Origin of the sequence: Idiomarina sp. T82-3 (assembly GCF_001577655.1) — a bacterium.
GTDB classification, from domain to species: Bacteria; Pseudomonadota; Gammaproteobacteria; order Enterobacterales; family Alteromonadaceae; genus Idiomarina; species Idiomarina baltica.
The window spans coordinates 1-26,797 of the sequence record NZ_LSBQ01000021.1 but is presented as its reverse complement, the minus strand read 5'-3'; the positions used below and the strand labels follow the sequence as shown (position 1 = coordinate 26,797).

The window sequence follows — 26,797 nt, the reverse complement described above, 5'->3', positions numbered from 1 at the left end:
GAGAGCGGTTTATGGAACTGTTTGGTAGTTATACTTCACCGTATGTACGGCACTGTCGTATTGCCTTTAAAGAAACGGGGTTAGCGTATTCGTTTACCGAGACTGATCACGATATGAGTGCAAAGCTGAGTCCTGCTAAAAAGGTGCCTTTTTTACATCATAACGATCTGCGCTTTTTTGATTCTTCGAGCATATTAAAATATGTGCGTGAAAAGAACGGCGAGCGTTTTTTCGCAGACACCACTGACTTTGACCAGTATTGTTTGGTGAATACAGCGATGGACGCCACCATTAATCTGTTCTTATTGAGTAAGGAAGGTGTGACGCCAGACAACAATGGTTACATGAAGCGCCAGCATGAGCGCGTACATGAAATTCTCGCTTTAATGGAGAGCCGTGACCATGCTGTTGCTTATGAGGGACCGCATCCGTTCAGCGATGGTGAACTGCGCTTAGGTTGTTTCCTGAGCTGGGGACTCTTTCGTTCACTGATTTCGTTAAACGAATTCCCCAAGCTGCAGGCATTTTTAGACAAAATTAACGACTATCCTATCTTTGCAGATACGCATCCAAGCCTTAAAGATTAGGCTTGGATCGCTTTTGCGCGTTTAGGAATTTCTTCGTTGAGTAATTCAACATTGCGTGAGTAATCAACGGGAACGTCGATGATGTGCACGCCACCTTTCTCCATGCAGTCACGCATCAGTGGCTGCAATTCTTCTGTTGCTTCTAACCGGTAGCCGTTAGCACCGTAAGCTTCCGCGTACTTGATAAAGTCAGGGTTCTTAAAGTCCAAGCCAAAGTCGTGCAAACCCATGTGCTCTTGTTTCCACTTAATCATACCGTAAGCGCTGTCGTTAAGAATAAGCACAACCAAATCGAGATTCATACGAACAGCGGTTTCGATTTCTTGCGAATTCATCATAAAGCCGCCGTCGCCGCAGATAGAAACTACCTTGCGGTTTGGGTGGACCAGTTTAGCAGCCATGGCAGATGGTAAACCGGCGCCCATCGAGGCCAGTGCATTATCGAGCAACACGGTGTTTGGCTGGCGTGCAGGATAATTGCGAGCAAACCAAATTTTATAAATACCGTTGTCCAACGCAATGATGCCGTCGTCTGGCATAACTTCTCTCACTTCCTCTACTAGGCGCTGAGGTAGCATAGGGAAAGCCTCGTCATGTGCGCCTTCGTCGGTGTGGTCACGCATGTGTTCGCGGACTTTCAGCATAAATTCAAAATCCCAATGAGACTGCGGCTCGATACCTTCTTTAAGCTGCCAAATGCTGTTGCCTATATCGCCAATCATACTGGCGTGTGGGAAATAAACAGAATCGACTTGGGCGCCTTGGAAGTTAATATGAACCACCTTGCGTTGATCAGGTTTCATCATGAATGGCGGTTTCTCAACGACATCGTGGCCGACATTGAGGATTAAGTCAGCTTGTTCTATGGCACGATGTGGGTAATCGCCATCAGATACCGCAGCATTCCCTAACCAACGTGGGTGATCTTCATTAATGACACCTTTACCCATTTGCGTTGTGATAAATGGAATTCCTGTTTTATCGACGAACGCACGAAGCATTTTTGCCGTAATTTTACGGTTGGCTGCGGCACCAATTACGATGAGCGGATGCTTAGCTTCCTTAAGCAGTTTCAAAACGTAATCGACAGACTTATGCTCAGTAATTGGACGACGCGAGTAACTCGGTGTAATTGGGGTAGCATCCACTTCTTCAGCTGCAATATCGTCTGATAGCTCAAGGTGCGCTGCACCTGGTCGTTCATCTTCGGCACGACGGAAAGCCTCCCGCACGTGTGAAGGTATCGTCTTTGCACTGATAATCGGTTGAGTGTACTTGGTGATAGGCGTCATCATATCGATGACATCAATGATCTGGAATTGACCTTGCGGCCGATCTTTTATTGGCTTCTGTCCCGTGATCACGACCATTGGCATCGCACCGAGTTGTGCATAAGCAACGGATGTCACTAAATTGGTCGCTCCAGGCCCAAGTGTTGATAAACAAACCCCCGGCTTTCCTGTTAACCGCCCATAGGTCGCCGCCATAAAGCCCGCAGCTTGCTCATGGCGCGTTAACACCAGTTCAATTGATGAGTTTGAGAGAGATTCAAGTAAATCGAGATTCTCTTCTCCTGGGATACCGAACACATATTGTACACCCTCATTTTCGAGAGCTTTTACCATGAGGTCTGCTGCTTTCACTAAGACACTCCTTTTAAATTCGTGTGAATATTAAATGCTACGTTGTGGAGGTCAATTATGATCAAAAAAGGGCGGTACTATGACCGCCCTTTGAATTAACGTTAACATCGATGCTTACGAGTTACCTTCACCTGAAGTCATTTCTTTAAGGCGAGAACGCAACTCTTTATCGCTTTGAGCGCGTTGAATGATCATGTTGTACTGTTGTGGTGAAAGACCAGAATCTTTCACTGCTGCGATCATCTCTTTCTGCGCTTCTTGCTGGATGCTACGCGCTTCTTCTTGATTTTCAGCATTTTGAAATTTGTCGCGATATTTCGTCGTTACTTTTTGAACGTCTTCCATTGCAGCGACAAACTTGACCAGCATGCCTTCAGTAATTTTTTGCTGAGCTTGCTGTTGTGCCATTTGATTTTGTGCTGCGTTGTCTTGAGTTTGCGCAGCGGCTGCAGTAGTCGCTAATGTCATTGCTGATGCGATTGCAATCATTGTCTTTTTCATCGTGAACTCCTGTTGTTCAAGAAATTTAATCACTTTAGATAAAGCGAATACTGTGCCAAGTTTTTAACGTCATGAAAAATAAGGAAAAAATAAATACCTGTAATCAAACAAGGAAAATTTACGATTTCTTATGTATCCTTTTGATACACACAAAGGAGGTAATGTGACAAAAAGATACACTTTACCGCTCTCGAGTATTCAGCGCCGTTTATTGCTTTATGTGGTTATTCCAATGCTATTAATTTCTGGGGCTGCGATAACGTTTGGATTGAATATAGCGGGTCAGCAAGAAGAGGAACGTCTTAAGACCGATCTTAAATTGATTGGGCGGGCGATTAGTTTGCCGATCAGTGATGCGCTTTTAAACAATGACTTGGCGACTGTGCAAGCGAACTTAGATTCGGTTTTTAATATTGGACGCGTTTATGGCGCTTCAGTTTATGACGTAAATGGTCAGCAAGTAGCAGAGGCAGGTGTTACAGAGACTGACTTATCCGATAGTTGGTTAGCTCGACAAACTGTACAAACCGGCGTCTCTCAAGATGACTACCGTCAAGTTGAGGGGCGTGAGGTGTTTTCCCAGTTCCTTCCTATTGTTGATCGTGGCGGCCGTATTATTGGCCTTCTGCAAATTAATCGACGCGCCAGCGATTTTGATGAACGGTTTGAGCAACTAAGCCAAGTAGCGTGGATTAGTTGGTTTATTTTTGCCGTGGTGACGATTGCCGTTTTAGTTTTTGGTCATTATCGCGGCGTTGGGCGCCATGTTTTGTATCTTCGCAATATTATGCAACAGGTCGCTGAAGGACGGCGCGATGTTCGGGTTGATACCCATGGACCGAGCGAGATCGTCGCGATAAGCCAAGGTCTTAACGAGATGCTAGAAGCGGTCACTCGTGCCGAGCAAGAGATCCGGGATAGACGTCAAGAAGAGCAGCGTCTAAATGAAGCCTTACGTGAACAAGAAAAAATGGCGGCTATCGGTTCGGTTTCGAGTGGTGTCGCTCACGAGCTAGGTGCACCGCTTACGGTGATTGATAATCGTGCTAAAAAGCTTTTACGGCATACCGACACTGAAGATGACAGGCGTCAGTTACAAGCCATTCGAGGGCAAGTGCATCGCTTAACAAGATTGGTCAATCAACTACTCGCCTTTTCTCGCACGCCTGTGAGCGAACGCCAACAAGTGGCAATAAAAGTGCTGATAGAGCGTGCATGCACCAGTGTGGGGTTTGAGCTAGAGAATGATGATATCCAGTGTGTTGTTGAGTATCAGGGCGATGATGTTTGTACGGTTGATGTCTCGCGTATGGAGCTTGCGTTTGTGAATGTACTACGAAACGCGTATCAAGCGGCTAAATCAGAGGTGCGTATTGCTGTGAGTCAAACACCTAGCTCGACCGAAATCATGATTATGGATGATGGCGACGGACTCACTCAGCGCGCTCAAGCACATGCCACCTCGCCTTTTTACAGTAGCAAAACAACCGGTGAAGGCACGGGGCTGGGATTGACTATTGTGCAGCACATCATGAGCGATCACGAGGGTGAGTTGAAGCTTGAGAACCGCCCTGAAGGTGGTTGTTGCGTTATTTTGTCACTTCCTCAAAAGGTACTAAAGACAGGAGGTTCGAATGACAGCGAGTAAAGCGCAAATCGCCGTTATTGAAGATGATTCAGCGCTACGTGAGCTACTTGTTGAGGAGCTTGAAGCAGAGGACTATAAAGTTTTTGCCTTTCCATCAACCGAGGACTATCAAGCTGAGCTGCCTTCGGTTGATGTCGTTGTCAGTGATATTCGCTTACCCGGTTCTTCAGGTTTGTCACTACTTGAGCATGTCAGAGAGGCGGGCGCTCCTGCACTTATTCTTATTACTGCGTTTGCCACTGTCGACCAGGCGGTTGATGCGCTAAAACAAGGGGCAGCTGACTTTTTGACTAAGCCACTTGATGTTGAGCACCTGCTTCTGAGTGTTCAACGTGTGTTGGAACACCGCTTATTAAAGCAAGAGTTGACTCGTTTTAAGTCACAGCAAAAAGGACCCGCGGGCCTTATCGGGCAAAGTCCCGCAATGCGCAAGTTGTATCATCAAATTGAGCGGCTCGGCACAGCCGGAGGTAGTGTACTTATTACGGGCGAATCCGGCACTGGTAAAGAGCTGGTTGCGCGCGCAATCCATGAGCTTAGCGAGCGGCGTGATAAGTCTTTTCAAGCGGTCAATTGTGCGGGTATACCCTCAGAACTTATGGAAAGTGAGTTTTTTGGTCATACGCAAGGGGCGTTCACCGGCGCTCAGGGTAAACGCTTGGGGCTGTTCAAACAGGTTGATGGTGGCACTCTATTGCTTGATGAAATCGGTGAAATGCCGTTAGCACTTCAAGCTAAACTGCTCCGGGTGTTACAAGAAGGTACGCTGCGCGCGGTAGGCAGTGATGACGAAGAAAAAGTTGATGTACGTATTATTGCTGCAACCCATCAAAACTTAGAGCAGCGTGTGCGGGATGGCGAGTTTCGTGAAGATTTATTTTACCGACTAGAAACCTTCAGTGTGAAAGTCCCCGCGTTGCGGGAGCGAGGTGAGGACGTTGAGCGTTTAGCGCATCACTTTATTAGTGTGTATGCAGAAAAGGCAGGCAAGCGTATCACTGACATTGATACCGATGCTTTGGATATACTCTATCGTTATCGTTTTCCTGGCAACGTACGAGAACTACAAAACGCGATTGAGCGCGCGGTGACTTTCGCGCAGTCGCACCATTTACAAGTCGATGATTTACCCGAGCGCATGCTGGAAGTGCGTGATCCGACAGCCGATAAGCAACCACACTGGCATACATTGCAAGCCCATCAAGATGCATATATTCAGGACGTTATGAATCATGTGGGTGGCAATAAGAAGAAAGCGGCGGAGATTTTAGGGGTCACGCGGCGCACGCTTTATCGTTGGCTTGAAGGTCAAACTGATCAATCTGAAAGCTGAAAACGTATTAAGGGCACGAGTACAAACGCTAAGGAGTAAACCGTGAAGATTTTAATGGTTATGACGTCTCACGATGAGTTAGGTGATACGGGTAATAAAACAGGGTTTTGGTTAGAGGAATTTGCTGCACCGTTTTACACGTTTGTCGATGCTGGCGCGGATGTGACAATTGCTTCGCCTAAAGGCGGGCAACCACCGATTGATCCGAATAGTGAAGCGGAAGATGCTCAAACAGAGGCGACGAAACGCTTTAATGAAGATCAGGAAGCGCAGAACAAGCTCAGTAGTACATGCAAGCTCGATGAAGTCTGTGTTGATGATTTTGATGCTATCTTTTACCCAGGTGGACATGGTCCATTGTGGGATCTCACTAACGATGAACAATCGATTGATTTGATTGAAAAGTTTTGGTCGAAAGGTAAGCCTGTCGCGGCAGTATGTCATGCCCCTGCGGTACTGCTTAATGCAAAAACACCGGGCGGAGACCCTTTAGTCCAAGGTCGCACGGTTACTGGATTTAGTAACTCCGAAGAGGACGGCGTCGGTTTATCAGACGTGGTTCCTTTCCTCCTGGAGGATGAGTTATCAGCAAAAGGCGGTCACTATCGTAAGGTTGACGACTGGCAGTCTTATGCTGTGCAGGATGGTATGCTGATTACGGGTCAAAACCCGGCATCATCTGAGCAAACGGCTGAGCGTTTGCTCGATGTGTTACGGGCAATGTTGTAATCGTATGATAATAGAGCTGGCATCAAAATAGATGATGCCAGCTAATCCCAATACTTGCCGAACGACCGATTCCGGGTTCAAATGAACGACCACTGCCCTGATTAACAACGACTGCTCCTACGTAGTTTCTATCCAACAAATTATCCACTCGAAGCCAAGCTTCAAACTCGTTCTCGGCTATCTGCCACTGCTGGGTTATTGCCAAATCCCATTTTACGTAGCTCGGTGCTTTTACTGCATTACTATCGTCGGCATAAGTTTCACCGCGATACTGGCCGAGTAATTGAACTTGAGTGGCTTGTGTGGGCTGCCAAGTGAGTCGTGTAAACCATTGGCTGTCAGCGACCCCAGGCAGTTGCTTACCGTTATAAAGACCTCCTTGATAGTTGGCATCGATATAACTGTAGGATACAAAGCTATCTAATTGCTCAGTTAGCTGGACGTTAAGCTGCCACTCGATACCTTGACGCTCAGTCTCACCTGCGTTGCGGTAGGTCGTGCGTCCGTCGTTCGATTGATCAATAACAATGTCGTCCTCAGACTGAATATCGAACATTGCCAATTGCGAGGAAAACCGTCCTGCTGAATTAAATTTTAAGCCCCATTCGGTTTGTCGATATTGACTGGGCGATAGTTCGGTATTGAGGCCACTGCCATTATTACGATAAGCCAACTCAGTCAAGGTGGGTGTTTCGAAGCCTGACCCTAGGCTGATATAGGTTGACCAACGCGGCGCAAACGCCCATGTAAGACCGACCGCTCCGGAGTTATCACTCAGCTCATTTTGACCGCTGTCATCGGGATCGCCTGGCATAATAAACTGGTCGTCTACCGAGAAGTCAAAGCGGCTGTGTCGAGCGCCAGCGGTTATTCGCCATTGTTCATTAAATCGATGCGTTAAACGAGTATAAACGGCTTGCTTTCTAACATAGTTAAAATCGCTGCGACGCAAGTCACCCTTTTCACCTTCATCGTTCACAAAACCGAACCGATGGTCTTGCTGGCGCTCGTATCGCAAACCAAAACCTATATCTGTTTGCGCTGTGGCTTGCCACTCTACATAAGCTGAGCTGCCTTCGAACTGGCGCGACAAATCGATCACGGCGCCCGAGCTACCAATGGCGTCTCCTGCAAAGGGTAAGAACTGGACAACGTCGCGATCACCCTGCCAAGCCGCAATACGTGCGCGATAACCATCGGCGTCGAGCTTCCATGTCAGAGAACCTTGCCGATGATGAATGGATTTTCGGGTATTGAAATCAATGGCTCGACCGACGGTTTGGTCGGGGTTTTGGCGCCAAGCACTGGGGGTTAGCGCACTTGGATCTTCTAACAATGGGGCGTTGTTGTTGTCGTACCGTAGGATAAGTTGTTGTTGGTCGTTGATATCAAAGTAGTACCTCAACCCTTGTTGCTGACGCTTTGCCGTATTGTGAGGGCGAGGTCCTGCGGTGTACAAGTCGGTGGCGATGAAGCGCAATTTGTGAGCATCATTGACCCAGTCAAATTGGCCTTTGGCGCGGGTAAGATCGTTGGCACCTGCGGCTACAGCAATCTCACTCGTGGTTCGCTGTGGTGCACGCGTGTTCCATTCGACCACGCCTCCGCCCGTGTTACCGTATAGAACAGCGAGTGGACCGCGGAACACTTCGACTGTTTCTGCTTCGTCTAAAATGATACTTGAGGTTTGCGCTTGGCCATCAGGCATGGACAGAGGTACACCATCGACATTCAACTGCAAGCCTCGCACACCGAATGCTGCGCGTGCACCGAATCCACGCACGACGAGACGCGTGTCCTGGGCATAGTTGTAGCGTGTATCCGCCTGAATACCCGGAATGGCGCGAAGTGTATCTCCCGCATCAATATTCAAAGATGGCAGTTGCTGGTTGATATCGATAAGGTCAACGCTACCGGGGCTCATGCGCCATTCGCTACCGGACTGCTGCGCATTCACCTCGATGATTTCATTAATTTCTTGGCTAAAACAAAGGGCTGGCGCAAGAGCCAGCCCTGTTATTGTGCGTAAATACTTCATAATTATTTTACGGGTGACAGTTTAATAAGTTGGCCACTATCGGCATCGGTCAGAATATACAAGAACCCTTCAGGACCTTGTTCAATATCACGGATACGGAAGCTGGTTGCGTCTTCTAACATCCGTTCTTCGTGCAGAACACGACCTTCTTCAAGATCTAACCGTGCAATTGTTTGTCCGCGTAAGGCAGTCACCAGTAAATCGCCTTTCCACTTTGGAAATTTATCGCCGGTATAGAAAATTGAGCCAGCCGTGGCAATTGAAGGAAGCCAGTAGTAAAACGGTTGCTCCATGCCTTCCTTATGTGTGCCAATACCGATTTCACCGCCACCGTAGTCTTCGCCATATGTGATGGTCGGCCAGCCATAGTTCTTACCTGCTTTGGGAATATTAACTTCATCACCGCCCTGTGGGCCATGTTCAATCGTCCATAGCTCGCCCGTATCAGGATGAATAGCGGCACCTTGGACGTTGCGGTGTCCATAAGACCAGATTTCGTCAAGTGCACCGTCATTGCCGACAAAGGGATTATCTTTAGGGATTGAGCCATCGGGCCAAATACGCACAATTTTTCCGTGATGATTATCTAACGTTTGTGCATCTTGCATTCTGGAATAACGCTCGCCTAAAGTAATAAATAGATGCCCTTCGGGAGAGAATACAAGACGGGACCCGAAGTGAGCGTTACTTTCATACTTTGGCGCTTGGCGAAAAATAACCTCGCCTTGAGTCCATTTATCTCCGTCAATTTTACCTCGCATAACGGCGGTGCTATTGCCATTACCTCCTTTGGGGTCTTTTTCTGAATAACTGATATAGACCCAGCCATTATCTGCGTAGTCGGGATCGATGTTAACGTCTAGTAGACCGCCTTGGCTTTTTGCAACCACCTCAGGCGTACCTTGTATGGGTGTTTTCTGACCGTCTTGAGTAATAATATTTAGCGTACCTGAACGCTCGGTAACCAGCATATCGCCCGATGGTAAAAAGGCGATTCCCCAAGGGTGGTTAAGTCCTTCGCTAATGGTCTCTAGCGACAGCGTGTGACGTTCCGTCTCAACTTCTTGCGCGAGTACCGAGGTACTCATCGTCGCTGACAAAAGCGCAGCTGCTACTGCAGTGAGGTTGCTTTTCATGGAGCCTCCATAATTAACTTGTATAGTTTTTAATATTTTTAGTATACGTATTAATTTAAGATTTTGATGACTTTTCTTGATCTCTTTATAAATCACAGCCTTACTTAATAATGTTGTTAACTATTAATTACAAAACTAAAGGAAAGCTTATGAAATCCAAGTCATTGTTAAAGGCGGCCGTGAGTGTCACACTGATTTTGCACTTAACTGCGTGCGGAACTTTGTTATATCCGGAGCGTAAAGGTCAAACAGGTGGACGTATTGATGCTGGCGTCGCAGCTCTGAACGGTGTTGGCTTATTATTATTCGTTATTCCTGGTCTTATTGCTTACGCTGTGGACTTTAACAACGGTACAATTTATTTGCCGGACTCTGCGAATGCAGAAAATAACGAGGGTGATGGCTTATATACCATCAAAGTAGATGGTCCTCTCACCAAGGATGAAAGCCGTCGATTAATTGAGGAACACGTCGGTGGACCTGTCGATTGGAGTCAATTGCAAACGCATTCAATGGATCGTGTTAATGCGGATTCAATCACAGCTTCACTGAATAAGGTACAAGAAGCTCGATAATGCAAAGTCAATCTTGGTTTGATAATTCAGCGCTACTAACCGTTGCTCAGTGGTTAGTAGCGCTTTTTGTTTTAGGCATCATTACGCTCGTCGTTAGTGTCGGTGTGATGTATGTTGTTGATAAAATACAAACGCGTCATACGATCAGGCGTAACTACCCTGTAGTTGGTCGCTTTCGTTATATATTTGAACGTATGGGCGAATTTATGCGGCAATATTTTTTCGCCATGGATCGCGAGGAAATGCCTTTTAACCGAGCGCAACGAAGTTGGGTATATCGCGCCGCTAAAAACGCCGATCGTAATGTTGCTTTTGGCTCGACCCGAGATTTGACTCGCACAGGGACGATTATTTTTAGTAATGCGCCCTATCCGCCACTAGCCGAACAATCGGTGAGCCCGCAGCCCGTAAAAATTGGTCCGTATTGCGAAAAGCCCTACTCGCCGACGTCATATTTTCATATTTCCGGCATGAGTTATGGCGCGTTATCGCCGGTTGCCGTTAAAGCGTTATCTGCAGGAGCAAAGAAGGCCGGTTGCTGGCTTAACACCGGGGAAGGTGGCTTATCGCCCTATCATTTATCGGGTCACTGCGATGTGGTTTTTCAGATGGGTACAGCAAAGTTTGGTGTGCGCACGAAAGACGGCAAACTCGATGAGTCACGTCTAGCTGAATTAGGGCGACATGATTCGGTTAAAATGTTTGAAATTAAATTAAGCCAAGGTGCCAAACCAGGGAAAGGCGGTATTCTACCTGGCATTAAGGTCAATCAAGAAATTGCCGAAATTCGTGGTATTAAGGTGGGCGAAGATGCGATTAGCCCTAACCGCCACCCTGAAATTAGCAATAATGAAGAGCTACTCGATTTCATCGATAAAGTACGCACGATTACCGGCAAACCCACGGGCTTTAAGTTTGTCATGGGTGACCCAAGTTGGATAGACGAGTTAGTCGATAGCATACTCAGTCGCGGTGAAGAAGCGGCCCCAGATTTTATTACGCTCGATAGTGCCGATGGTGGTACAGGCGCCGCACCACAGCCACTCATTGATTATGTCGGGCTAAAGCTTTCAGAGAGCCTGCCTATCTTGGTCGATAAGTTAACAGAAGCCGGTTTACACAAACGTATTCGTATTATTTGCTCTGGCAAAATGATCTCGCCTGCGGATGTTGCTTGGGCGATTGCGATGGGAGCCGACTTTGTTGTCTCAGCCCGTGGTTTTATGTTTTCGCTCGGTTGTATTCAAGCCATGCAGTGTAATAAAAACACTTGCCCGACCGGTGTGACGACCGATGACCCGAAATTGCAACGTGGTTTAGATCCACAAGATAAATCGGAACGCGTCGCCAATTACCACAAATACCTTGAATACGGCGTTAATATAATTGCTCATTCGTGTGGGGTGACCGATCCGCGTCAGCTTAACCGCCGCCATGCGCGTGTCATTAAACCGGATGGTGAAAGTATCAGTCTGGCGGAGCGTTATCCGCTTCCGCCAGCACGTAGGCGATAGACTCAGTTCAGCGTATTCACTGGCAGTAACGGCGCGATGAGTTCTGCCAGTTTACGAAAAGTTTGGCGCCGACTTGTGGTGGGTCGATAAACCATACCGATATCACGGAACGCTTCCTGACCTGCTGGTTTCAAAGGCTTGAGGTCGGTGTTATCAAGGATGCCGCGGTCAATCGCCATTTGTGACATAAAAGTGGCACCTTTCTTAGCGTCGGCCATCTGAACGAGGCTGTGTAAGCTTGTCGCCGTAAACGGATTGACTTTAACCGTATCGGTTAATTGGCATGCCGATACCGCATGTCCCGTTAAACAGTGCTCTTTCTCGAGCAAGAAAATACTACCATCGGGTAGCTTATCGTAGTCAACGGGCTCTCCAAGCTGATCAGCTATTTCTTTGTGCGCAACCAATTTGAACGGATCGCGCCCGAGTAACCACTTCTGGTTGCCATGAATATCCATCGGTAGCGCTAACAGCAATATATCCAGCTCACCGTCGCGTAGAGCACTCAATAAATTGGCCGTGGTGTCTTCAGAAATCTGTAGATCGAGTTTGGTAAACTTGGCCTGAACGCGACGACTCAGTTCAGCGACGACGAAAGGCGCGATGGTAGGGATAATACCTAGGCGTACAGGGCCTTCCATAATATTGCCATGGCCTTTGGCATAGTGCATCAGCTCTTCGGTCGAGGTGATAATCTTTCTCGCTTGTTCAACGACCTCTTCACCGAGCGCGGTAAACAAAAATGACTTATGGTCACGCTCGATCAATTGGCAGCCCAATTGCTCTTCTAGGTTCTGAATGCCGCTACTTAGCGTCGACTGACTGACGTTACAGGCGGCTGCGGCGCGATTAAAGTTTTGCTGCTGATGTAATGCAATCAGGTAGTTCAGATTTTTCAAACTCGGTAATTTGCTCATTGTTCACCTGTGGTTATCGCTTTTTCGATTATCTTAATAGGTTTTATTCGTTTTATCCAATCAATAAATTTCCCTACTATGCTCCTCGAAACGTTAAGACACGACTCAATGATTAGGAGATAACATTATGTTGACAGTAGGCGATAAATTACCAGATTTCAGTGTAGTTGCTGCGAAGCCAAAATTTAATATGCCAGAGGAAAATGGCGAGAGCGCATTCGAAACAGTGACGCAAGACAGCTTTACAGGTAAATGGAAAATTATTTTCTTTTATCCAAAAGATTTCACCTTTGTATGCCCCACTGAAATTGTTGAATTCGCTAAGTTGAACGAAGAATTTGCTGACCGCGATGCTGTGGTTTTAGGTGGCAGCACGGATAATGAGTTCGTTAAGTTGGCATGGCGTCGAGAGCATCCTGACCTTGACCGTTTGAACCAGTATTCATTCGCTGACAATGGTTCACTCGTTGATGGTTTAGGTGTGCGTGATAAAGCAGAGAATGTGGCACTACGTGCAACCTTTGTTGTAGACCCACACAACGTTATTCAACATGTGTCAGTCAACAACTTAAATGTCGGTCGTAACCCTGCTGAGATCCTCCGTATCTTAGATGGTTTGCAAACTGACGAGCTGTGCCCATGCAACCGCGCTGTCGGTGGTGACACTCTGTAAGTGATGATTGGTTGGGGATTCATTCGAGTCCCCTTGATGAATGACTCGTCGAAGTAGAGGTAATGATGGCGATTGCAGATTACAAACAGTTGTTAGGCGACCACGGCAAAGATACTAAGCTGAATTTGTCGAGTCTGTTTAACAGCGTCGATACATCCGGTCTAACGACAGACCAATTCTATGGCACTGCTTTATCCTTGGTTTACAGCTTAGGCGATGAAGAACTCATTCAGGCGATTGAGAACGAGACTGGTGATAAAGTCGAAGATAACGTGAAGCAAGCGGCAAAGTTAGCGGCAACGCTCATGGCGATGAACAACGTCTATTATCGTTTTCTTCACTTATCGAGTGATAAACAATTTTCTAAGATGCCAGCGGGTCTGCGGATGAATGCGATGGCAAATCCCGGTGTCGATAAAGCGGATTTTGAGTTGTTCTCGCTCGCTGTTTCAGCGTTAAATGGTTGTGGTTTATGTATTGATTCGCACGTGAAGACACTCGTTCAACATGATGTCACAGCACAAGCGATTCAAACATCAATTAAGTTGGCGGCGGTACTTAATGCAGCATTGACTGCACGTAAACTGTCGTAATCCCCCTAGGAGCTGTGCTCCGATCCCTGTCTAGAGCAGCCCCAACTGCTCACAACGCTTTGCCCACCGCTTGTCGGTGGGCTTTTTTTATCTTTTCAAAGATGTGTCCTAAGCTTATTAATACAATGAGCGGAGGAACTATGAATATCAATGCTGAACGTCTGAAATCTACGTTACGAGAGCTTTCTCAAATTGGTTACAACGAGTCGGACCACGGTGTTTATCGGTGGGGCTTCACCGATGCTGACATGGAGGCTCGTCGGTGGTTTCTAAACTTGGCCGAACAAGAAGGCTTTAAATGTCACATGGATGGTGCGGGTAATGTGTTCGCGGGCATCGGCGATTACCATGAGACCCCTGCCGTTTTAACAGGATCTCATCTTGATACAGTGCCTGCAGGCGGTATGTTTGATGGTGCGCTCGGGGTACTAGCTGGACTTGAAGTATTGCGCACGTTGAAAGAAAACGATGTAAAGCTGAAACATCCTGTATGGGTCGTTGGTACGGCAGAAGAGGAAGGTCGTTTCGGTGGTATGATGGGTTCGCAAGCACTGGCTGGCGTAGTCAATATGGATTGGTTGATGTCTGCGCATGACGCTGATGGGGTGTACCTGAAAGATGCGATGGCAAAGCATGACTTGGATGTCATGGATGTACTCGACGCTGCATGGCCGCCGAGTCGCTTAAAAGCGTTTTACGAGCTACACATCGAGCAAGGTCCTGTGCTCTTTAATGAAGAGGTGAGTATCGGCGCAGTTGAAGGGATTTCAGGCGTGTTTAAATGGATTGTGCATTTGAAGGGTAAGGCTGATCATGCGGGTACCGCGCCGATGAATATGCGTAGCGATGCGTTTATGGGATTAGCTGATTTTGCACATGAAATTGAGCGTATTATTGCCGAGGATGGCACCGATAAAACGCGCATCACTGTAGGTAAGGTTGAGCTCAAACCTGGTAGTCCACATACTGTGCCGGGTGAGGCCATATTTACGATTGTCGGCCGTGATATGAGTAATGAGGTGATGAATGATCTTGCTGATGCGTGTCGGAAAGCCTTGTCAGCTATTGCTCGGAAGCATCGGTTGATGTTTGAGTATGAACAAGTCAGTTGGTTAAAGCCTCAATCCTGTTCAGATAAGTTGACGCAGATCATAGAAAAAAGCGCCAAAGCGCGTAACTTAAGCTGCATCAGAATGCCTAGTGGTGCGGGTCACGATACGCAGTTTTTTTCAGAGATTACGCAGGCTGGACTCATCTTTATTCCCTCGGTCAATGGTGTGAGCCATGCTCCTGATGAATGGTCTCACTGGCATGATGTGGAGGCGGGTGCAAACATACTTTTGGATTGCATCTTAAATTCAGCAGAGTAATGCGGCTTTATACGATAACTGTTATACTGCTCGCACAATGACCTGTTTCTAGTGGTAATGTCATGGAACAAAAAGTCACAGTTCAATCGGCCGATAAGGTCAAAATCCAGCGTCCTTCCAAAAAAGGCGGCTCAGACACGGCTCGCAATCGTATCTATGTTCGTGACGTCAAAGGCGGGATGGAATACTTTCGGCGTTCTTGGGGCTTTATTTTACTTGCTGTTTTTGCCCTCATCCCTTGGTTAACTTATAACGGTCAGCAAGCCGTATTGCTGGATATCATGGAGCAACGCTTCCGGATCTATGGTCTTACATTATGGCCACAAGACTTCACGGTGTTGGCGTGGTTCGCGATTGTTGCAGCTGTAGCGTTGTTTTTTGTGACCACAATATGGGGACGTGTCTGGTGTGGTTTTATGTGCCCACAAACCACCTGGACCTTTATTTTTATGTGGTTTGAGAAGAAGTTTGAAGGGCCGCGTAATAAGCGTATTAAGCTGGACGAACGCAAAATGGACTTTGACAAGTTCTGGCGTAAGACCGGTAAACAACTGGGTTGGATTTCAGTTGCGCTACTCACTTCATTGACCTTTGTCGGTTACTTCACCGATGTACGCCAACTTTTTGCTGACTTTTTTACCTTAGACGCCGGTTTCTGGGCAACATTTTCTGTGTTGTTCTTCGCGTTTTGTACCTACGGTAATGCAGGCTACATGCGCGAGATCATGTGTACTCACATGTGCCCGTATGCGCGTTTCCAGTCAGCGATGTTCGATAAAGATACCTATACGGTCAGTTACGATGCAAACCGCGGAGAGCCACGCGGACCACGATCGCGTAAAGCAGATCCTGAGGAAAAGGGCCTTGGGCATTGTATCGACTGTTACATGTGTGTTCAGGTCTGCCCAACAGGGATTGATATTCGTAACGGACTACAATATGAGTGCATCGATTGCGGTGCGTGTATTGATGCCTGTAACGATGTGATGGATAAGATGAATTATCCTCGTGGTTTAATTCGGTTTACCACTGAACGCAACCTCAACACGACGGATAAATCTAAGAAAACCAATCCGTGGCGAATGAAAACAATTGGCTACTTCGTCATCATGTTAGTTGTCACTTCGGTGATGATTTGGGATGTCGCAACACGGGTTCCGCTTGAGGTGGATGTATTGCGTGACCGTAACTCTCTGTATCAAGAAAATATTCAGGGCGAGATAGAAAACGTGTATACCCTGAAAATTGTCAACAAGTCGCAGATCGATCAAACGTACAAGATTGATGTAGAAGGCTTGTCGCAGTATCGTTTGATTGGCAGTGCTGAGAAATCAGTGGGTGCAGGAGAAGTGGGTAGTTTACCTATAACTCTGGCGGTACCACCAACCGAATTGAGTGACTCAATTACCGAATTTAACTTTGTTGTGACCTCGGAGACATCGGAAGGTGTTACTATAAAGCAAGAATCTCGCTTTATTTATCAATAGGTCACTATGGTTAATGACAAGGACTTTGCATTCGCAGGTCTGTTGCCCGATGTAGTTATCAATGCTATCGAGAGCTTGGGTATTTACCCAAGCTCCGGTTTGCTTCCCCTCAATAGTTACGAAAATAGGGTCTACCAATTTCGCTGTGACGAGGGCATGCGCTATGTCGCTAAGTTTTATCGCCCTTACCGTTGGAGCAATGCTCAAATAGAAGAAGAGCATCTGTTTTCTCAACAACTACTCGATGACGAAGTCCCCGTTGTAGCGCCGCTAAAGGTGTCAGGTCAATCTTTGCATGAATATGAAGGTTACCGCTTTGCGGTGTTTCCAAGCATTGGTGGGCGTGCTTTTGAGCCGAACGATTTAGATGACTTGGAGCGACTCGGACGGCAAATAGGTCGTTTGCATCAAGTTGGAAAGAAAGACGCATTTAAGGCACGTGAATCATTAGACATTCAACGACTGCTGTCGGAATCCATTGATGAATTGCGGCAGTCACAACTATTACCTCGAGAGTTAGAAGCCGCGTTCTGGGCCATTTTGTCGCCGTTAGCAGAGACACTACAAACTTTTGCATGGGATAGTTTGACCTATCAAAGATTACACGGCGACTGTCACATTGGTAACGTATTGCAGTATGATACAGAACTAACCTTCGTCGACTTAGATGATTGCCGTATGGGTCCGGCAATACAGGACCTTTGGATGATGCTCAATGGCTCTCGTGAAGATCAAACGTGTCAGCTCGATGCGTTAGTTGAGGGCTACCAAGATTTCTGCAATTTTGATAAAAAAGAAATTGCGTTTATTGAACCTTTACGCGGGTTTAGACTCATTCATTACATGGCATGGCTTTCTAAACGTTGGCAGGACAGTGCTTTTCAACGTGCGTTTCCATGGTTTAGCGAAGCTCGCTACTGGGAGTCACAAATATTAGCGCTTAAAGAACAGCGGGCTGCATTAGACGAAGCACCCATTAAACTCGGTTATTAATAAAGCGAATTAAATAGGTAAGAGCATATGAAAAACTGGTTGTTAGGATTAGCGAGCGCGTTACTGTTGGTAACGGGCATGGTGCAAGCTCAAGAGTTTGAGGAAGGCACCCATTACGAAGTGATTTCTGATGCAGCGACAAGTGACGCACAAATACTCGAGTTTTTCTCGTTTTATTGTGTTCATTGCTATCGCTTTGAACCTATTGCGGAGCGCCTGAAAAAGGAATACCCAGACGCTTTTGAGAAAATGCATGTGTCATTTTTAAGTCCCAAAGATGATGTGGGTGAAACGATGACAAAAGCGTTTGTTGTTGCTCAAAAACTCGGTATTGAAGAAAAAATTATTCCAGCCGTATTCGATTACAATTTTGCTCAGCGCAATATGCTGACCAGCGAGGATGATATCCGTAATGTATTCATCTTAAATGGTGTTTCTGGCGAAGAGTTTGATAAAGCTATGTCGAGCTTCGCGGTGCGTGCAGCGGCGAGTAAAATGGACCGTAAAGCGACAGATATGGACGTGCGTGCAACACCAACGTTTATCGTAAACGGTAAATATAAAATGTTGCCTCAGGGCTTCCGCGATAGCGATGACTTTGCTGCGGACTTCAGTAAGCTTGCAGGTTACTTACTTAATAAGTCTTAAAAAGAGTCAGAATGAGAGCCCCGCCCAAATGGCGGGGCTTTTTTCTATCTATTGATCGTCTTTATCATTACCATCCTTGCCATTTTCGTCATCATTAGGTTCTGTTTGTTGCTCAGAAGGCTGCTTTTTGATGGTCTGTGTTTTGGGGAAGTACTGATAGTAGCTCAGTTTAAAGTCACCCATAATAGTGTATAGGTATTCGAATAGAATGGACTGGATTTGCTCGTAGTCTGCCCAACTTGTTTGCTTAGAGAAAGCATAAATCTCAAGTGGCAATCCAGAGGCAGTAGGCTCAAGTAAGCGTACCATCAATGTCATATCCTCATGAATTTGTTCATGACCACTTACATAGTCTTGCACGTAACATCTAAACGCCGTTAAGTTGGAAACAGGATTCTGAATCTGATGGCGGTTGAGCCACTCATCGAGTGATTCATTAAAGTAGCTTGATGCCAACGACTCAAGGGTATCGTCATCAAGTATCTGGGCACTGTCGAGATCGAGCATCAGCGATCGTTTGATGCGACGACCTCCGGAGTTAATCATCCCCTGCCAGTTTTTAAATGATTGATGAATGAGCACATAGGTGGGTAAGTAAACCGTTGTTTTATCCCAGTTTTCCACTTTTACAGTGATAAGACCGACTTCTTGAACGGTACCGTCGACGTCCGAGTCGGGGACTTGAATCCAGTCGCCAATACCAACCATACGGTTAGTTGCAAGTTGTACCCCTGCAACAAATCCCATTAAGGTGTCACGAAAGACCACCATCAGTATCGCCGTCATGGCGCCAAAGCCACTCAATAAGTACATAGGGGATTTATTCATCACAATAGCAACTGAGATGATAATTGCCATGAGTACTAATATGAGCTTGGCGACTTGAATGACGCCGGTAATGGGGACCTCTTTGGCCTTGCTTGAATACTCGTAAGCAATTGAAACGACGTTCGCTAGCGCCAATAAAATACTGGTGATCACCCACGTTAAATAGATACCAACGGCGGTTTGTAGAGGACCTTGCCATTTTTCGAAGTCATCAACGAAGACTACGGGAATAAATAGATTAATAAGTAGAACAGGGGCGAGATTGGCGCACCGCTTAAAAAAACCACTGTTTACGAGAGAGTTATACCATCGCTCAGGGGCCTTTCTGAGCATGCGATGAATGGTTTTATTGATGATTAAGCGGGTGACTTGATAAATAATATAACCCGCGATGATGACGAGTACGGATTGTATGCCGAGCACTGCGTAGGTCAGTAAATCACCTTCAAGTCCGAGCTGGCTCAACCATTCGTTGATGAAGTTTAAATCCATACTGTTTGTCCTTATTGGTTATCTTGCTCCGCCTTTGTTTTTAAGCGACTGATAGTGGCATCTTTCTCCTGCCAACGTTCATTGAGCCAAGTTTGAAACGACGCCTTAAACTCGGGATCATTTTGATAGTCACCGATTAATTCAGGTGTAATAGGTCGTGTTTTTATATCAACGTACACATCACGGAGTTGGCCACTCAGTAAGTGCCAAACGACCGGGCGATCATCGTTACCAGGGTATACGATGGTTATATCAAGAATAGCCTCAAATTGATCACCCATGATTTGTAAAGCAAAGGCAGTACCACCTGCTTTGGGTGTGAGTAAATGTTGGTAAGGGCTCGACTTTTTGGCGTGTTTTTCAGGTGTAAAGCGTGTGCCTTCACAGAAATTCACTACCGTGGTGGGGATATGTTTAAACTTTGCACAAGAGCGCGCGGTGGTTTCGATATCCTTGCCTTTTAAGTGCGGTTTTTTTTGTAGTTTTTCTTTTGAGTAGCGACGCATAAACGGCATATCAAGCGTCCAACAACCCATGCCTACAATCGGAACCCACAGTAACTGATACTTTAAGAAAAACCGAGGCATAGGTACGTTGCGGCGCGTTAGATGCATGAGTACCAGAATATCAACCCAGCTCATATGGTTGGCCATAATTAAATACCAACCTTTTTTGTGAATATTTAAGTCCCCCTCGATATGCCAAGTCATTCGCTGAGTGAGTTGAAAGGTGACTGACATACAGTAGCCCCAGATACGAAATACTGAGTTGGCTAGGTGAGAGAAAAACCGAGTGAGTGGCGGAATAGGAAGTAACAGTTTAAATACTCCCACCAAGATCACCATTAACCCGACAATCGCCGTCGTCAGTGCTGCCCACGTGAAGTTGATAAGGACGCGAAACGGAATTAAGAGTGTACGGATCATGATGGTGGCATTCCCTTCCCTTTGTTTAAAACAACAATCATAACGGAACAAATAAAGGTTGTCTGTTGCGAAATTCACCATTTTTAATATACTGTACATATATACAGTATTGCGAGGGTGACACAATGCAACCGAAATTAAAGCAATTGGTGAATAAAGGACTGCTCTGGCAAGGACGGCAAACACATTACCAAGAGCAGCGTTTTCTCAGTACAGGACATCCGTCATTAAATGAGTTGTTAGGTGGTGGTTGGCAGTTTGATGCGGTGCATGAGTGGCAGCTCGACTCTCCTTTTATAGAGCAAAAGTTACTTTGGCCGTTACTCGAACAATTACACGAGATGAACCAGCCTATATTTTGGTTAAACCCCCCAGCTTTACTATCGGCTGCGGGTTTACGCTGGCGCTTGAAGCAGGCTGATAGCTTGCATATTGTACTGAACACCTCGGCTAACGAGGCGGCGTGGGCTTTTGAACAAATTCTACAAAGCGGCGCGGGTGTTGCGTTTTTATGGCAACCCGAGTCCGAAAATCAGTCGAGTTATGTTCGGCGTTGGCAAAAGGCAGTGCAGCAGGGCCATCAAATGGGCTTTGTCTTAACAGCACTTGAGAAAACAGTGGAAGCGCGTGCCTATACTAACCGGCTGCATTTGCATCCAAATCACACAGTGGATGTTGTTAAGCGTCGTTATGGTTGGCCAGTTAATAATATCAGTTTATGAAACTGTGGCTTTATTTACATTTTCCTCGGCTATTGCTCGACAACATACAGCGTTTGCAACCGCAGATTCAGCCGTTGCCCGTCGCGCTGGTTTATCAGGAGCATCAAAAAGAGTGGCTTTTACAGTGTAATGAGACTGCGCTTAGCCAAGGTTTAGAAGTGGGTCACAGTGCGGTTTTAGCCCATACATTAGTCAACGATGTCGTACTTATGCCCTACTCTGAAGAAAAAGAGTCGCGGGTGTTAACGCGACTGGCTGAGCGATTATATTTATCTGTTGATAAACAAGTACTGTTTAAGCCGCAAGGTATTGCTATCGAGCTTGATAGCCTACTGAAGCTCTATCAAGGTACTCAACCTTTAATCGATCACTTAAAAGAAGAGCTCGATACACTAGGGGTGAGTTATCAGATGAGTTTAGGGTTTAGTGCCCGCTCGGCACAATGTTTGGCGTGTGCAGGTATTGAACAACTCAGTACGGATCGATGTGTGATTGAACATGAGCTGGGGCACTTACCTATCAAGCAGTTGTTACTTTCTTCTCAAATTGAAAAGCGTCTGCTCAGCACCGGTATTCATCAACTTAAACAGCTTTGGTCATTATCTGCAGCCGATATCGGTAAGCGCTTTGGCGCAGGTATGGTGGATGATATTCAGCGTTTAAAAGGCAATGAGTCACAAGCGTTTGACTTTTTCCGTCCCCGCGATGCGTTTATTACGCAGTTGGATTTAGTAACAGAAATACAGCACTGGCAAGGTATGCTGTTTCCTCTCAAGCGGCTCTTACAAGAGTTAGAGCAATTTTTATATCAGCGGCAAAAAGTGATTCGTCAGTTAACCATTGAGTTACAGCACCGTGATATGGAACCAACATCTGTACCGCTTAAGTTAGCCTCGGATAGTTGGCGGGCATCAGAGTTTCTTAATTTATTGCAGTTACAAATGAATCGCTACCCGCTTACGGCGCCGGTCATCGCTATTGAGATGAGAGCGCTTGAGTTATTTGAATTGACGCGTGACTCTGGGTCCTTATTAACAAAGGGTGTTGCACATCAGCAAACAGTCACAGAATTAGTCAGCCGATTACAAGCTCGACTCGGCGAAAAGGCCGTTTATAGTCCGCAGCTATCGAGTGATCCCCGCCCTTTAATCAATGAACAGCGCGCCGCTCAAATGACGACACTCACAGTTCAGCGGCATGCGCCGCGACGGCCACTTTGGTTATTAACGGAACCCGAGTTAGTACAAATTGAGCATTGGCAGTTATTAGAAGGGCCCGAGCGAATCCAGTCGGGTTGGTGGTCAACGTCTGAAGTCTGCAGAGATTACTGGCTCGCTAAAGATGAGCAACAACGACTAGGCTGGCTTTTCTTTGAAAAGAGTCACTGGTTTTTACAGGGGTGGTTTAGCTGATGCGTTATGCAGAACTGCACTGTTTGTCGAACTATAGTTTTTTGCGTTCAGCCTCTCACCCTAGTGAGTTTGTTGATCGAGCAACAGAGCTCGGTTACGAGGCGATTGCAGTAACCGATGAATGCTCAGTCGCTGGTGTGGTACGCGCCTATGAAGCGGCTCGCGAGCGGTCTATTAAACTCATTGTAGGGAGTGAGTTTATGGTGCCTGGAGCAGGTGTTTTTGTGGTGCTGTGCTCTACTCGCAGCGCTTATGCAGGCTTGTGTGAGAAAATCACTTTATTTCGACAACGTTCCGAGAAAGGTTCATACGCCGCTCAGCTGGATGACTTTTTGCATGGGTTCGATGAAGCGCTTTTGCTATGGTGGCCACAGTGCGACACCGAGGGTCTTTCTTACGCTAAAGCTTTAAACTTGGGGCATCAACTCAAGCGTCACTGGCGCGATCGTTTATGGCTACTCTACGAAAGACACTACCAACATAATGACAAAGCCTTATTTCGGATGGTCTGTCGCTTAAGTCAACAGGTTAAATTACCTGTTACAGCATCTAATGGCGCGGTTATGCATGACGAAAATCGGCAGCCATTACTGGATATTTTGAGTGCGACTAACGCTAACCAGTCGCTGGTACAGCATCCGGAGGTCTGTGCGTTAAACAGCGAACGTCGGTTACGTGATCTAAAGGCATTACAGGCGTGTTACCCAGCCAACTGGTTAACGGAGTCTGCAAAAATAGCTGACCGCTGCACTTTTTGTTTGTCAGAGTTACGTTACGAATACCCTGCCGAATTGGTGCCTAAAGGTATGACGGCACAGCAGTATTTACGGCACCTTACAGAACAGGGTGCTCAGCAACGTTATCCAGAAGGCGTTCCAGAGTCAGTTGTGAGTCAGTATGAGAAAGAGCTGAAGCTGATAGCCGAGCAACACTATGAGTATTTCTTTCTTACCATTTATGACCTAGTCGAGTTTGCTCAGTCTGAGGGGATTTTCTATCAAGGGCGAGGCTCTGCGGCAAACTCGGTGGTTTGTTACTGCCTTAAGATTACCGCGGTTAACCCCGCTCAGTTCGACGTGTTGTTTGAGCGTTTTATATCCAAAGAGCGAGATGAACCCCCCGATATTGATGTGGACTTTGAGCATGAGCGACGTGAGGAGGTAATTCAGTATATCTACAAGAAGTACGGTCGTAAGCGTGCAGCTTTAGCGGCAACCGTTATTCGCTATCGTTTTAAAAGTGCTTTTAGAGATGTAGGTAAAGCACTCGGTTTTAGCGAACAACAACTACAAACGTATCGACAAAACCTTGATCGTCGGGATAAAACACAGAACTGGAAGGAGCAACTTGCTGAGCAATACCCTGCTCTCGTTCAGTCTAAACGAGGACAGCACTTATTATCTTTAACTGAGCAGCTAATGGGATTTCCACGGCATCTTTCTCAACATGTGGGTGGTTTTGTTATCGCTGCCAATGAACTGACTCAACTCGTACCCATTGAAAATGCCAGTATGCGTGATCGTACTGTTATCCAGTGGGATAAGGACGACCTGGAGGTACTCAAGCTATTAAAGGTAGACGTGCTGGCGCTAGGTATGTTGACTGCATTACGTAAGTCGCTTGGGTTATTAAAAGAAAAACGCGATCTAACGCTTGGGTTGGCCGATATTCCTCAAGAAGACCCCGTTGTTTATCGGGCCTTGCAGCAAGGTGATTCGGTGGGTGTGTTTCAAATTGAATCTCGCGCGCAAATGAACATGTTACCGCGCCTTAAGCCCAACACTTTTTATGATTTAGTCATACAAATTGCGATTGTCCGGCCAGGACCTATTCAAGGCGACATGGTGCATCCCTATTTACGCCGAAGAGCCGGTAAAGAAAAAGTGGATTATCCCAGCGACGAAGTGAGACAAGTTCTGCAACGGACGCTGGGTGTGCCTATCTTTCAAGAGCAAGCAATTAAGTTGGCGATGGTAGCGGCAGGCTTTAGTGGGGGTGAAGCCGATCAGTTAAGACGTGCTATGGCAGCTTGGAAGAGTACTGGTAAATTGCAGCAGTTTGAGCATAAGCTGATTTCCGGTATGCGAGCGCGAGGTTACAGTGAATCCTTTGCGCAACGGCTGTTTCACCAGATTTGTGGCTTTGGTCAGTATGGCTTTCCAGAATCACACTCGGCGAGCTTTGCTAATTTAGCGTATGCCTCGGCTTGGCTAAAAGTGCACTATCCGGCGGCATTTTTTGTAGGCTTATTAAATAGCTTACCCATGGGTTTTTATTCACCGTCCCAATTAATTCAAGACGCAAAGCGCCATGGTGTTCGGTTTCTACCTGCGGATGTTAATTATAGTCAGTGGGATTACCAGTGGCTTGCTGACCAAGGGAACTGTGTGCGTATTGGCTTACGCCAGATCTTCGGACTATCTCGCTCACGAACCGAGTTGTTGTTGAACTCGCGTGCAGACGCTTTGTTTGCTAACACTGAGCAGTTACGTCGAGGGGGCTTACATGAATCAGATATTCAAGCCCTAGCAAAAGCTGATGCACTCACATCTTTATCAGGACATCGTTATCAAGCCCAATGGGATGCTTTGTCACTCAGCGACCAGCAAATGCCACTTTTTAATGAAGTGGCTGATAATAAGAGTGAAATCTCAATTAAGCCGTCTGAGACTGAGGATATAAAAGCAGACTATGTGAGTACCGGACTTAGCTTACGTCGACATCCGATGGCGCTTATACGCAACCACCCTGAAGTGACTAAGAGTATTACTGCCGAGACTCTAGCAGGCTGTCGCTCTGGGCAGATAATTGAGGTTATCGGTCTTGTGACTTGTCGACAAAGACCGGGAACTAAAAGTGGTGTCACTTTTTTAACCTTAGAAGATGAAACGGGCAATATGAATGTTGTAGTTTGGGCCAATACAGCGACTCTATATAGAAAGGCTTTTTTATCGGCCCAACTATTATGGGTTAAGGGCGTTATTGAGATGAGTGAAGGTGTGATTCATGTTGTAGCAGGTCGCTTAGAAGATAAAAGTGACCTGCTACAACTGAACAAGTTCGCCTCTCGGCGCTTTCATTAATTGCGAGTGTGATTCATGATATTGGCTTAACGTCGATCAGATACTCATCTTTTAAGCGAACATAGTTTTCTGCTGATGCACTTAGGAATGACATTTCTTTATCGTTCAATGGTCTCTTCTTTTCTACTGGGCTACCAACATAAAGAAAGCCGGACTCTAATACTTTACCCGGCGGAACTAAACTACCCGCACCGATGATGACGTCATCTTGTACTTCTACGCCGTCCATAACGATAGCGGACATTCCTACTAATACACGGTTACCAATACGACAACCATGTAACATGCATTGATGTCCTACAGTGACGTCTTCTCCTATAATGAGTGGATCGCCATCGGGTTTACCAGCGCTTGCGCGACTCACGTGAAGAATAGAACCGTCTTGTACATTGGTACGAGCGCCAATATGGATATAGTTAACGTCGCCACGGGCTGCGACGAGTGGCCAGATGCTTGCATCATCGCCAATAATAACTTCACCTACGATGACTGAGCTATCATCTATATAGACGCGCTCGCCTAATTGCGGCTCCTTTTCATGGTAGCTACGGATATCAGCCATAACCCTACTCCTATCATCTTTTGTCTTTTCGAATTGTGCATTTAACTATAGCTGTTTTGCTTAAAAGCGCATAGTTTGTACAGTCTACTGGGAAAATTGGTCATAAAAGAAACGAACTGATTTAACTTTGACCGAACAGCAAAAAAATCAATTAAAATTGAAAAATAGCCCTTGACCCGCGGAGATAAATGTCTAAAATACGCCCCACGTTTGAGGCAGACAACGAAGTCGCCGAAAACATAAGTTTTCTAAAAATCTTTTTTCAAAAAAGTGTTGACAGAAAACTGACGGTGTGTAGAATACGCACCTCTCGCAGCAAGGCTGCTGAGAAACGCTCTTTAACAATATATCAAGCCAAGCAAACTGTGTGGGCACTTGCAAAAGTAA

The 26,797-nt window shown here is 46.3% G+C and carries 24 protein-coding genes; 16 read left to right on the top strand and 8 right to left on the bottom strand.

The genetic code is table 11. The features are described 5' to 3' along the window. Positions 1–11: 11 nt before the first annotated feature. A complete protein-coding gene (locus AWU56_RS11065; RefSeq protein WP_272978516.1) occupies positions 12–587 on the top strand; it encodes a glutathione S-transferase family protein in 576 nt (191 codons plus the stop codon). On the opposite strand, the gene AWU56_RS11060 is transcribed toward AWU56_RS11065, so the two are convergent. Both AWU56_RS11060 and AWU56_RS11055 read right to left on the bottom strand, forming a co-directional pair. Beyond that, positions 584–2,230, bottom strand: a complete 1,647-nt coding sequence (locus tag AWU56_RS11060) for an acetolactate synthase large subunit (RefSeq protein ID WP_272978515.1) — start codon at positions 2,228–2,230, stop codon at positions 584–586. The two genes, AWU56_RS11065 and AWU56_RS11060, sit on opposite strands and share 4 nt — an antisense overlap. Before the next feature lie 114 nt (positions 2,231–2,344). Then, positions 2,345–2,731: a DUF4168 domain-containing protein gene (locus AWU56_RS11055; RefSeq protein WP_006954729.1), complete on the bottom strand. Its 387-nt coding sequence runs from the start codon at positions 2,729–2,731 to the stop codon at positions 2,345–2,347. A gap of 163 nt (positions 2,732–2,894) precedes the next feature. Here AWU56_RS11055 and AWU56_RS11050 point away from each other — a divergent pair, with 163 nt between their 5' ends. Genes AWU56_RS11050 through AWU56_RS11040 form a run of 3 tightly spaced genes read left to right on the top strand, consistent with a single transcriptional unit; the run spans position 2,895 to position 6,441 of the window. Beyond that, positions 2,895–4,379 (top strand): sensor histidine kinase, encoded by a 1,485-nt coding sequence (locus tag AWU56_RS11050; RefSeq protein WP_286682548.1) that lies wholly within the window; start codon positions 2,895–2,897, stop codon positions 4,377–4,379. Beyond that, a complete protein-coding gene (locus tag AWU56_RS11045) occupies positions 4,366–5,712 on the top strand; it encodes a sigma-54-dependent transcriptional regulator (protein ID WP_286682547.1) in 1,347 nt (448 codons plus the stop codon). Before AWU56_RS11050 ends, AWU56_RS11045 begins: the two co-directional genes overlap by 14 nt. Before the next feature lie 42 nt (positions 5,713–5,754). Beyond that, positions 5,755–6,441 carry a type 1 glutamine amidotransferase domain-containing protein gene (locus tag AWU56_RS11040; RefSeq protein WP_286682546.1) on the top strand — a complete coding sequence of 229 codons (687 nt, stop codon included), beginning with the start codon at positions 5,755–5,757 and terminating at the stop codon, positions 6,439–6,441. 22 nt (positions 6,442–6,463) lie between these two features. Here the strand turns inward: AWU56_RS11040 and AWU56_RS11035 are convergent, their stop codons facing one another. Continuing rightward, positions 6,464–8,479, bottom strand: a complete 2,016-nt coding sequence (locus tag AWU56_RS11035) for a TonB-dependent receptor family protein (RefSeq protein WP_286682545.1) — start codon at positions 8,477–8,479, stop codon at positions 6,464–6,466. Between the two features lie 2 nt (positions 8,480–8,481). Continuing rightward, the gene (locus tag AWU56_RS11030) at positions 8,482–9,615 is read right to left on the bottom strand and encodes a PQQ-dependent sugar dehydrogenase (RefSeq protein ID WP_286682544.1); all 1,134 of its coding nucleotides are present in this window, start codon (positions 9,613–9,615) and stop codon (positions 8,482–8,484) included. A 149-nt stretch (positions 9,616–9,764) separates the two neighbouring features. On the opposite strand from AWU56_RS11030, the gene AWU56_RS11025 reads away from it, so the two are divergent. Both AWU56_RS11025 and AWU56_RS11020 read left to right on the top strand, forming a co-directional pair. Further along, positions 9,765–10,190, top strand: coding sequence for a hypothetical protein (locus tag AWU56_RS11025; RefSeq protein WP_006954722.1), 426 nt, complete (start codon positions 9,765–9,767; stop codon positions 10,188–10,190). Further along, on the top strand, positions 10,190–11,704 hold the full coding sequence (locus AWU56_RS11020; RefSeq protein WP_006954720.1) for an FMN-binding glutamate synthase family protein: 1,515 nt from the start codon (positions 10,190–10,192) through the stop codon (positions 11,702–11,704). The genes AWU56_RS11025 and AWU56_RS11020 overlap by 1 nt, the downstream gene beginning before the upstream one ends. 2 nt (positions 11,705–11,706) lie before the next feature. Here AWU56_RS11020 and AWU56_RS11015 read toward each other — a convergent pair whose 3' ends face one another. Then, positions 11,707–12,621, bottom strand: coding sequence for a hydrogen peroxide-inducible genes activator (locus AWU56_RS11015; RefSeq protein ID WP_006954718.1), 915 nt, complete (start codon positions 12,619–12,621; stop codon positions 11,707–11,709). Between the two features lie 127 nt (positions 12,622–12,748). Between AWU56_RS11015 and AWU56_RS11010 the strand changes: the two genes are divergently transcribed. The 6 genes from AWU56_RS11010 (at position 12,749) to AWU56_RS10985 (ending at position 18,385) form a co-directional block, all read left to right on the top strand. Next, entirely contained in the window at positions 12,749–13,294 is a 546-nt protein-coding gene (locus AWU56_RS11010) for a peroxiredoxin (RefSeq protein ID WP_272978508.1), read from the top strand. A 62-nt stretch (positions 13,295–13,356) separates the two neighbouring features. Next, entirely contained in the window at positions 13,357–13,887 is a 531-nt protein-coding gene (locus AWU56_RS11005; protein WP_272978506.1) for a carboxymuconolactone decarboxylase family protein, read from the top strand. Between the two features lie 140 nt (positions 13,888–14,027). Next, positions 14,028–15,257 (top strand): Zn-dependent hydrolase, encoded by a 1,230-nt coding sequence (locus AWU56_RS11000; protein ID WP_006954712.1) that lies wholly within the window; start codon positions 14,028–14,030, stop codon positions 15,255–15,257. Between the two features lie 62 nt (positions 15,258–15,319). After that, positions 15,320–16,744, top strand: coding sequence for a cytochrome c oxidase accessory protein CcoG (ccoG, locus tag AWU56_RS10995; RefSeq protein WP_272978503.1), 1,425 nt, complete (start codon positions 15,320–15,322; stop codon positions 16,742–16,744). 6 nt (positions 16,745–16,750) lie between these two features. Further along, complete coding sequence (locus tag AWU56_RS10990) at positions 16,751–17,737, top strand: serine/threonine protein kinase (RefSeq protein ID WP_272978502.1); 987 nt, start codon at positions 16,751–16,753, stop codon at positions 17,735–17,737. A gap of 27 nt (positions 17,738–17,764) precedes the next feature. Continuing rightward, the gene (locus AWU56_RS10985) at positions 17,765–18,385 is read left to right on the top strand and encodes a thiol:disulfide interchange protein DsbA/DsbL (protein WP_286682543.1); all 621 of its coding nucleotides are present in this window, start codon (positions 17,765–17,767) and stop codon (positions 18,383–18,385) included. A gap of 48 nt (positions 18,386–18,433) precedes the next feature. On the opposite strand, the gene AWU56_RS10980 is transcribed toward AWU56_RS10985, so the two are convergent. Together AWU56_RS10980 and yihG are read right to left on the bottom strand one after the other, a co-directional pair. Continuing rightward, complete coding sequence (locus tag AWU56_RS10980) at positions 18,434–19,705, bottom strand: mechanosensitive ion channel family protein (protein WP_286682542.1); 1,272 nt, start codon at positions 19,703–19,705, stop codon at positions 18,434–18,436. A gap of 11 nt (positions 19,706–19,716) precedes the next feature. Then, positions 19,717–20,631 (bottom strand): 1-acylglycerol-3-phosphate O-acyltransferase, YihG family, encoded by a 915-nt coding sequence (gene yihG, locus AWU56_RS10975; RefSeq protein ID WP_286682541.1) that lies wholly within the window; start codon positions 20,629–20,631, stop codon positions 19,717–19,719. 125 nt (positions 20,632–20,756) lie between these two features. Here yihG and AWU56_RS10970 point away from each other — a divergent pair, with 125 nt between their 5' ends. The 3 genes from AWU56_RS10970 to AWU56_RS10960 are packed head-to-tail and all read left to right on the top strand — an operon-like array spanning position 20,757 to position 25,848. Beyond that, positions 20,757–21,353: a hypothetical protein gene (locus AWU56_RS10970; protein ID WP_006954698.1), complete on the top strand. Its 597-nt coding sequence runs from the start codon at positions 20,757–20,759 to the stop codon at positions 21,351–21,353. Next, positions 21,350–22,765: a Y-family DNA polymerase gene (locus AWU56_RS10965; protein ID WP_286682540.1), complete on the top strand. Its 1,416-nt coding sequence runs from the start codon at positions 21,350–21,352 to the stop codon at positions 22,763–22,765. The genes AWU56_RS10970 and AWU56_RS10965 overlap by 4 nt, the downstream gene beginning before the upstream one ends. Further along, positions 22,765–25,848 (top strand): error-prone DNA polymerase, encoded by a 3,084-nt coding sequence (locus AWU56_RS10960; protein WP_286682539.1) that lies wholly within the window; start codon positions 22,765–22,767, stop codon positions 25,846–25,848. Before AWU56_RS10965 ends, AWU56_RS10960 begins: the two co-directional genes overlap by 1 nt. A gap of 13 nt (positions 25,849–25,861) precedes the next feature. Here AWU56_RS10960 and AWU56_RS10955 read toward each other — a convergent pair whose 3' ends face one another. Continuing rightward, entirely contained in the window at positions 25,862–26,410 is a 549-nt protein-coding gene (locus AWU56_RS10955) for a gamma carbonic anhydrase family protein (RefSeq protein ID WP_286682538.1), read from the bottom strand. 188 nt (positions 26,411–26,598) lie between these two features. On the opposite strand from AWU56_RS10955, the gene AWU56_RS10950 reads away from it, so the two are divergent. Continuing rightward, a partial coding sequence (locus tag AWU56_RS10950) for a hypothetical protein (RefSeq protein WP_286682537.1) occupies positions 26,599–26,797 on the top strand: 199 nt, incomplete at its 3' end.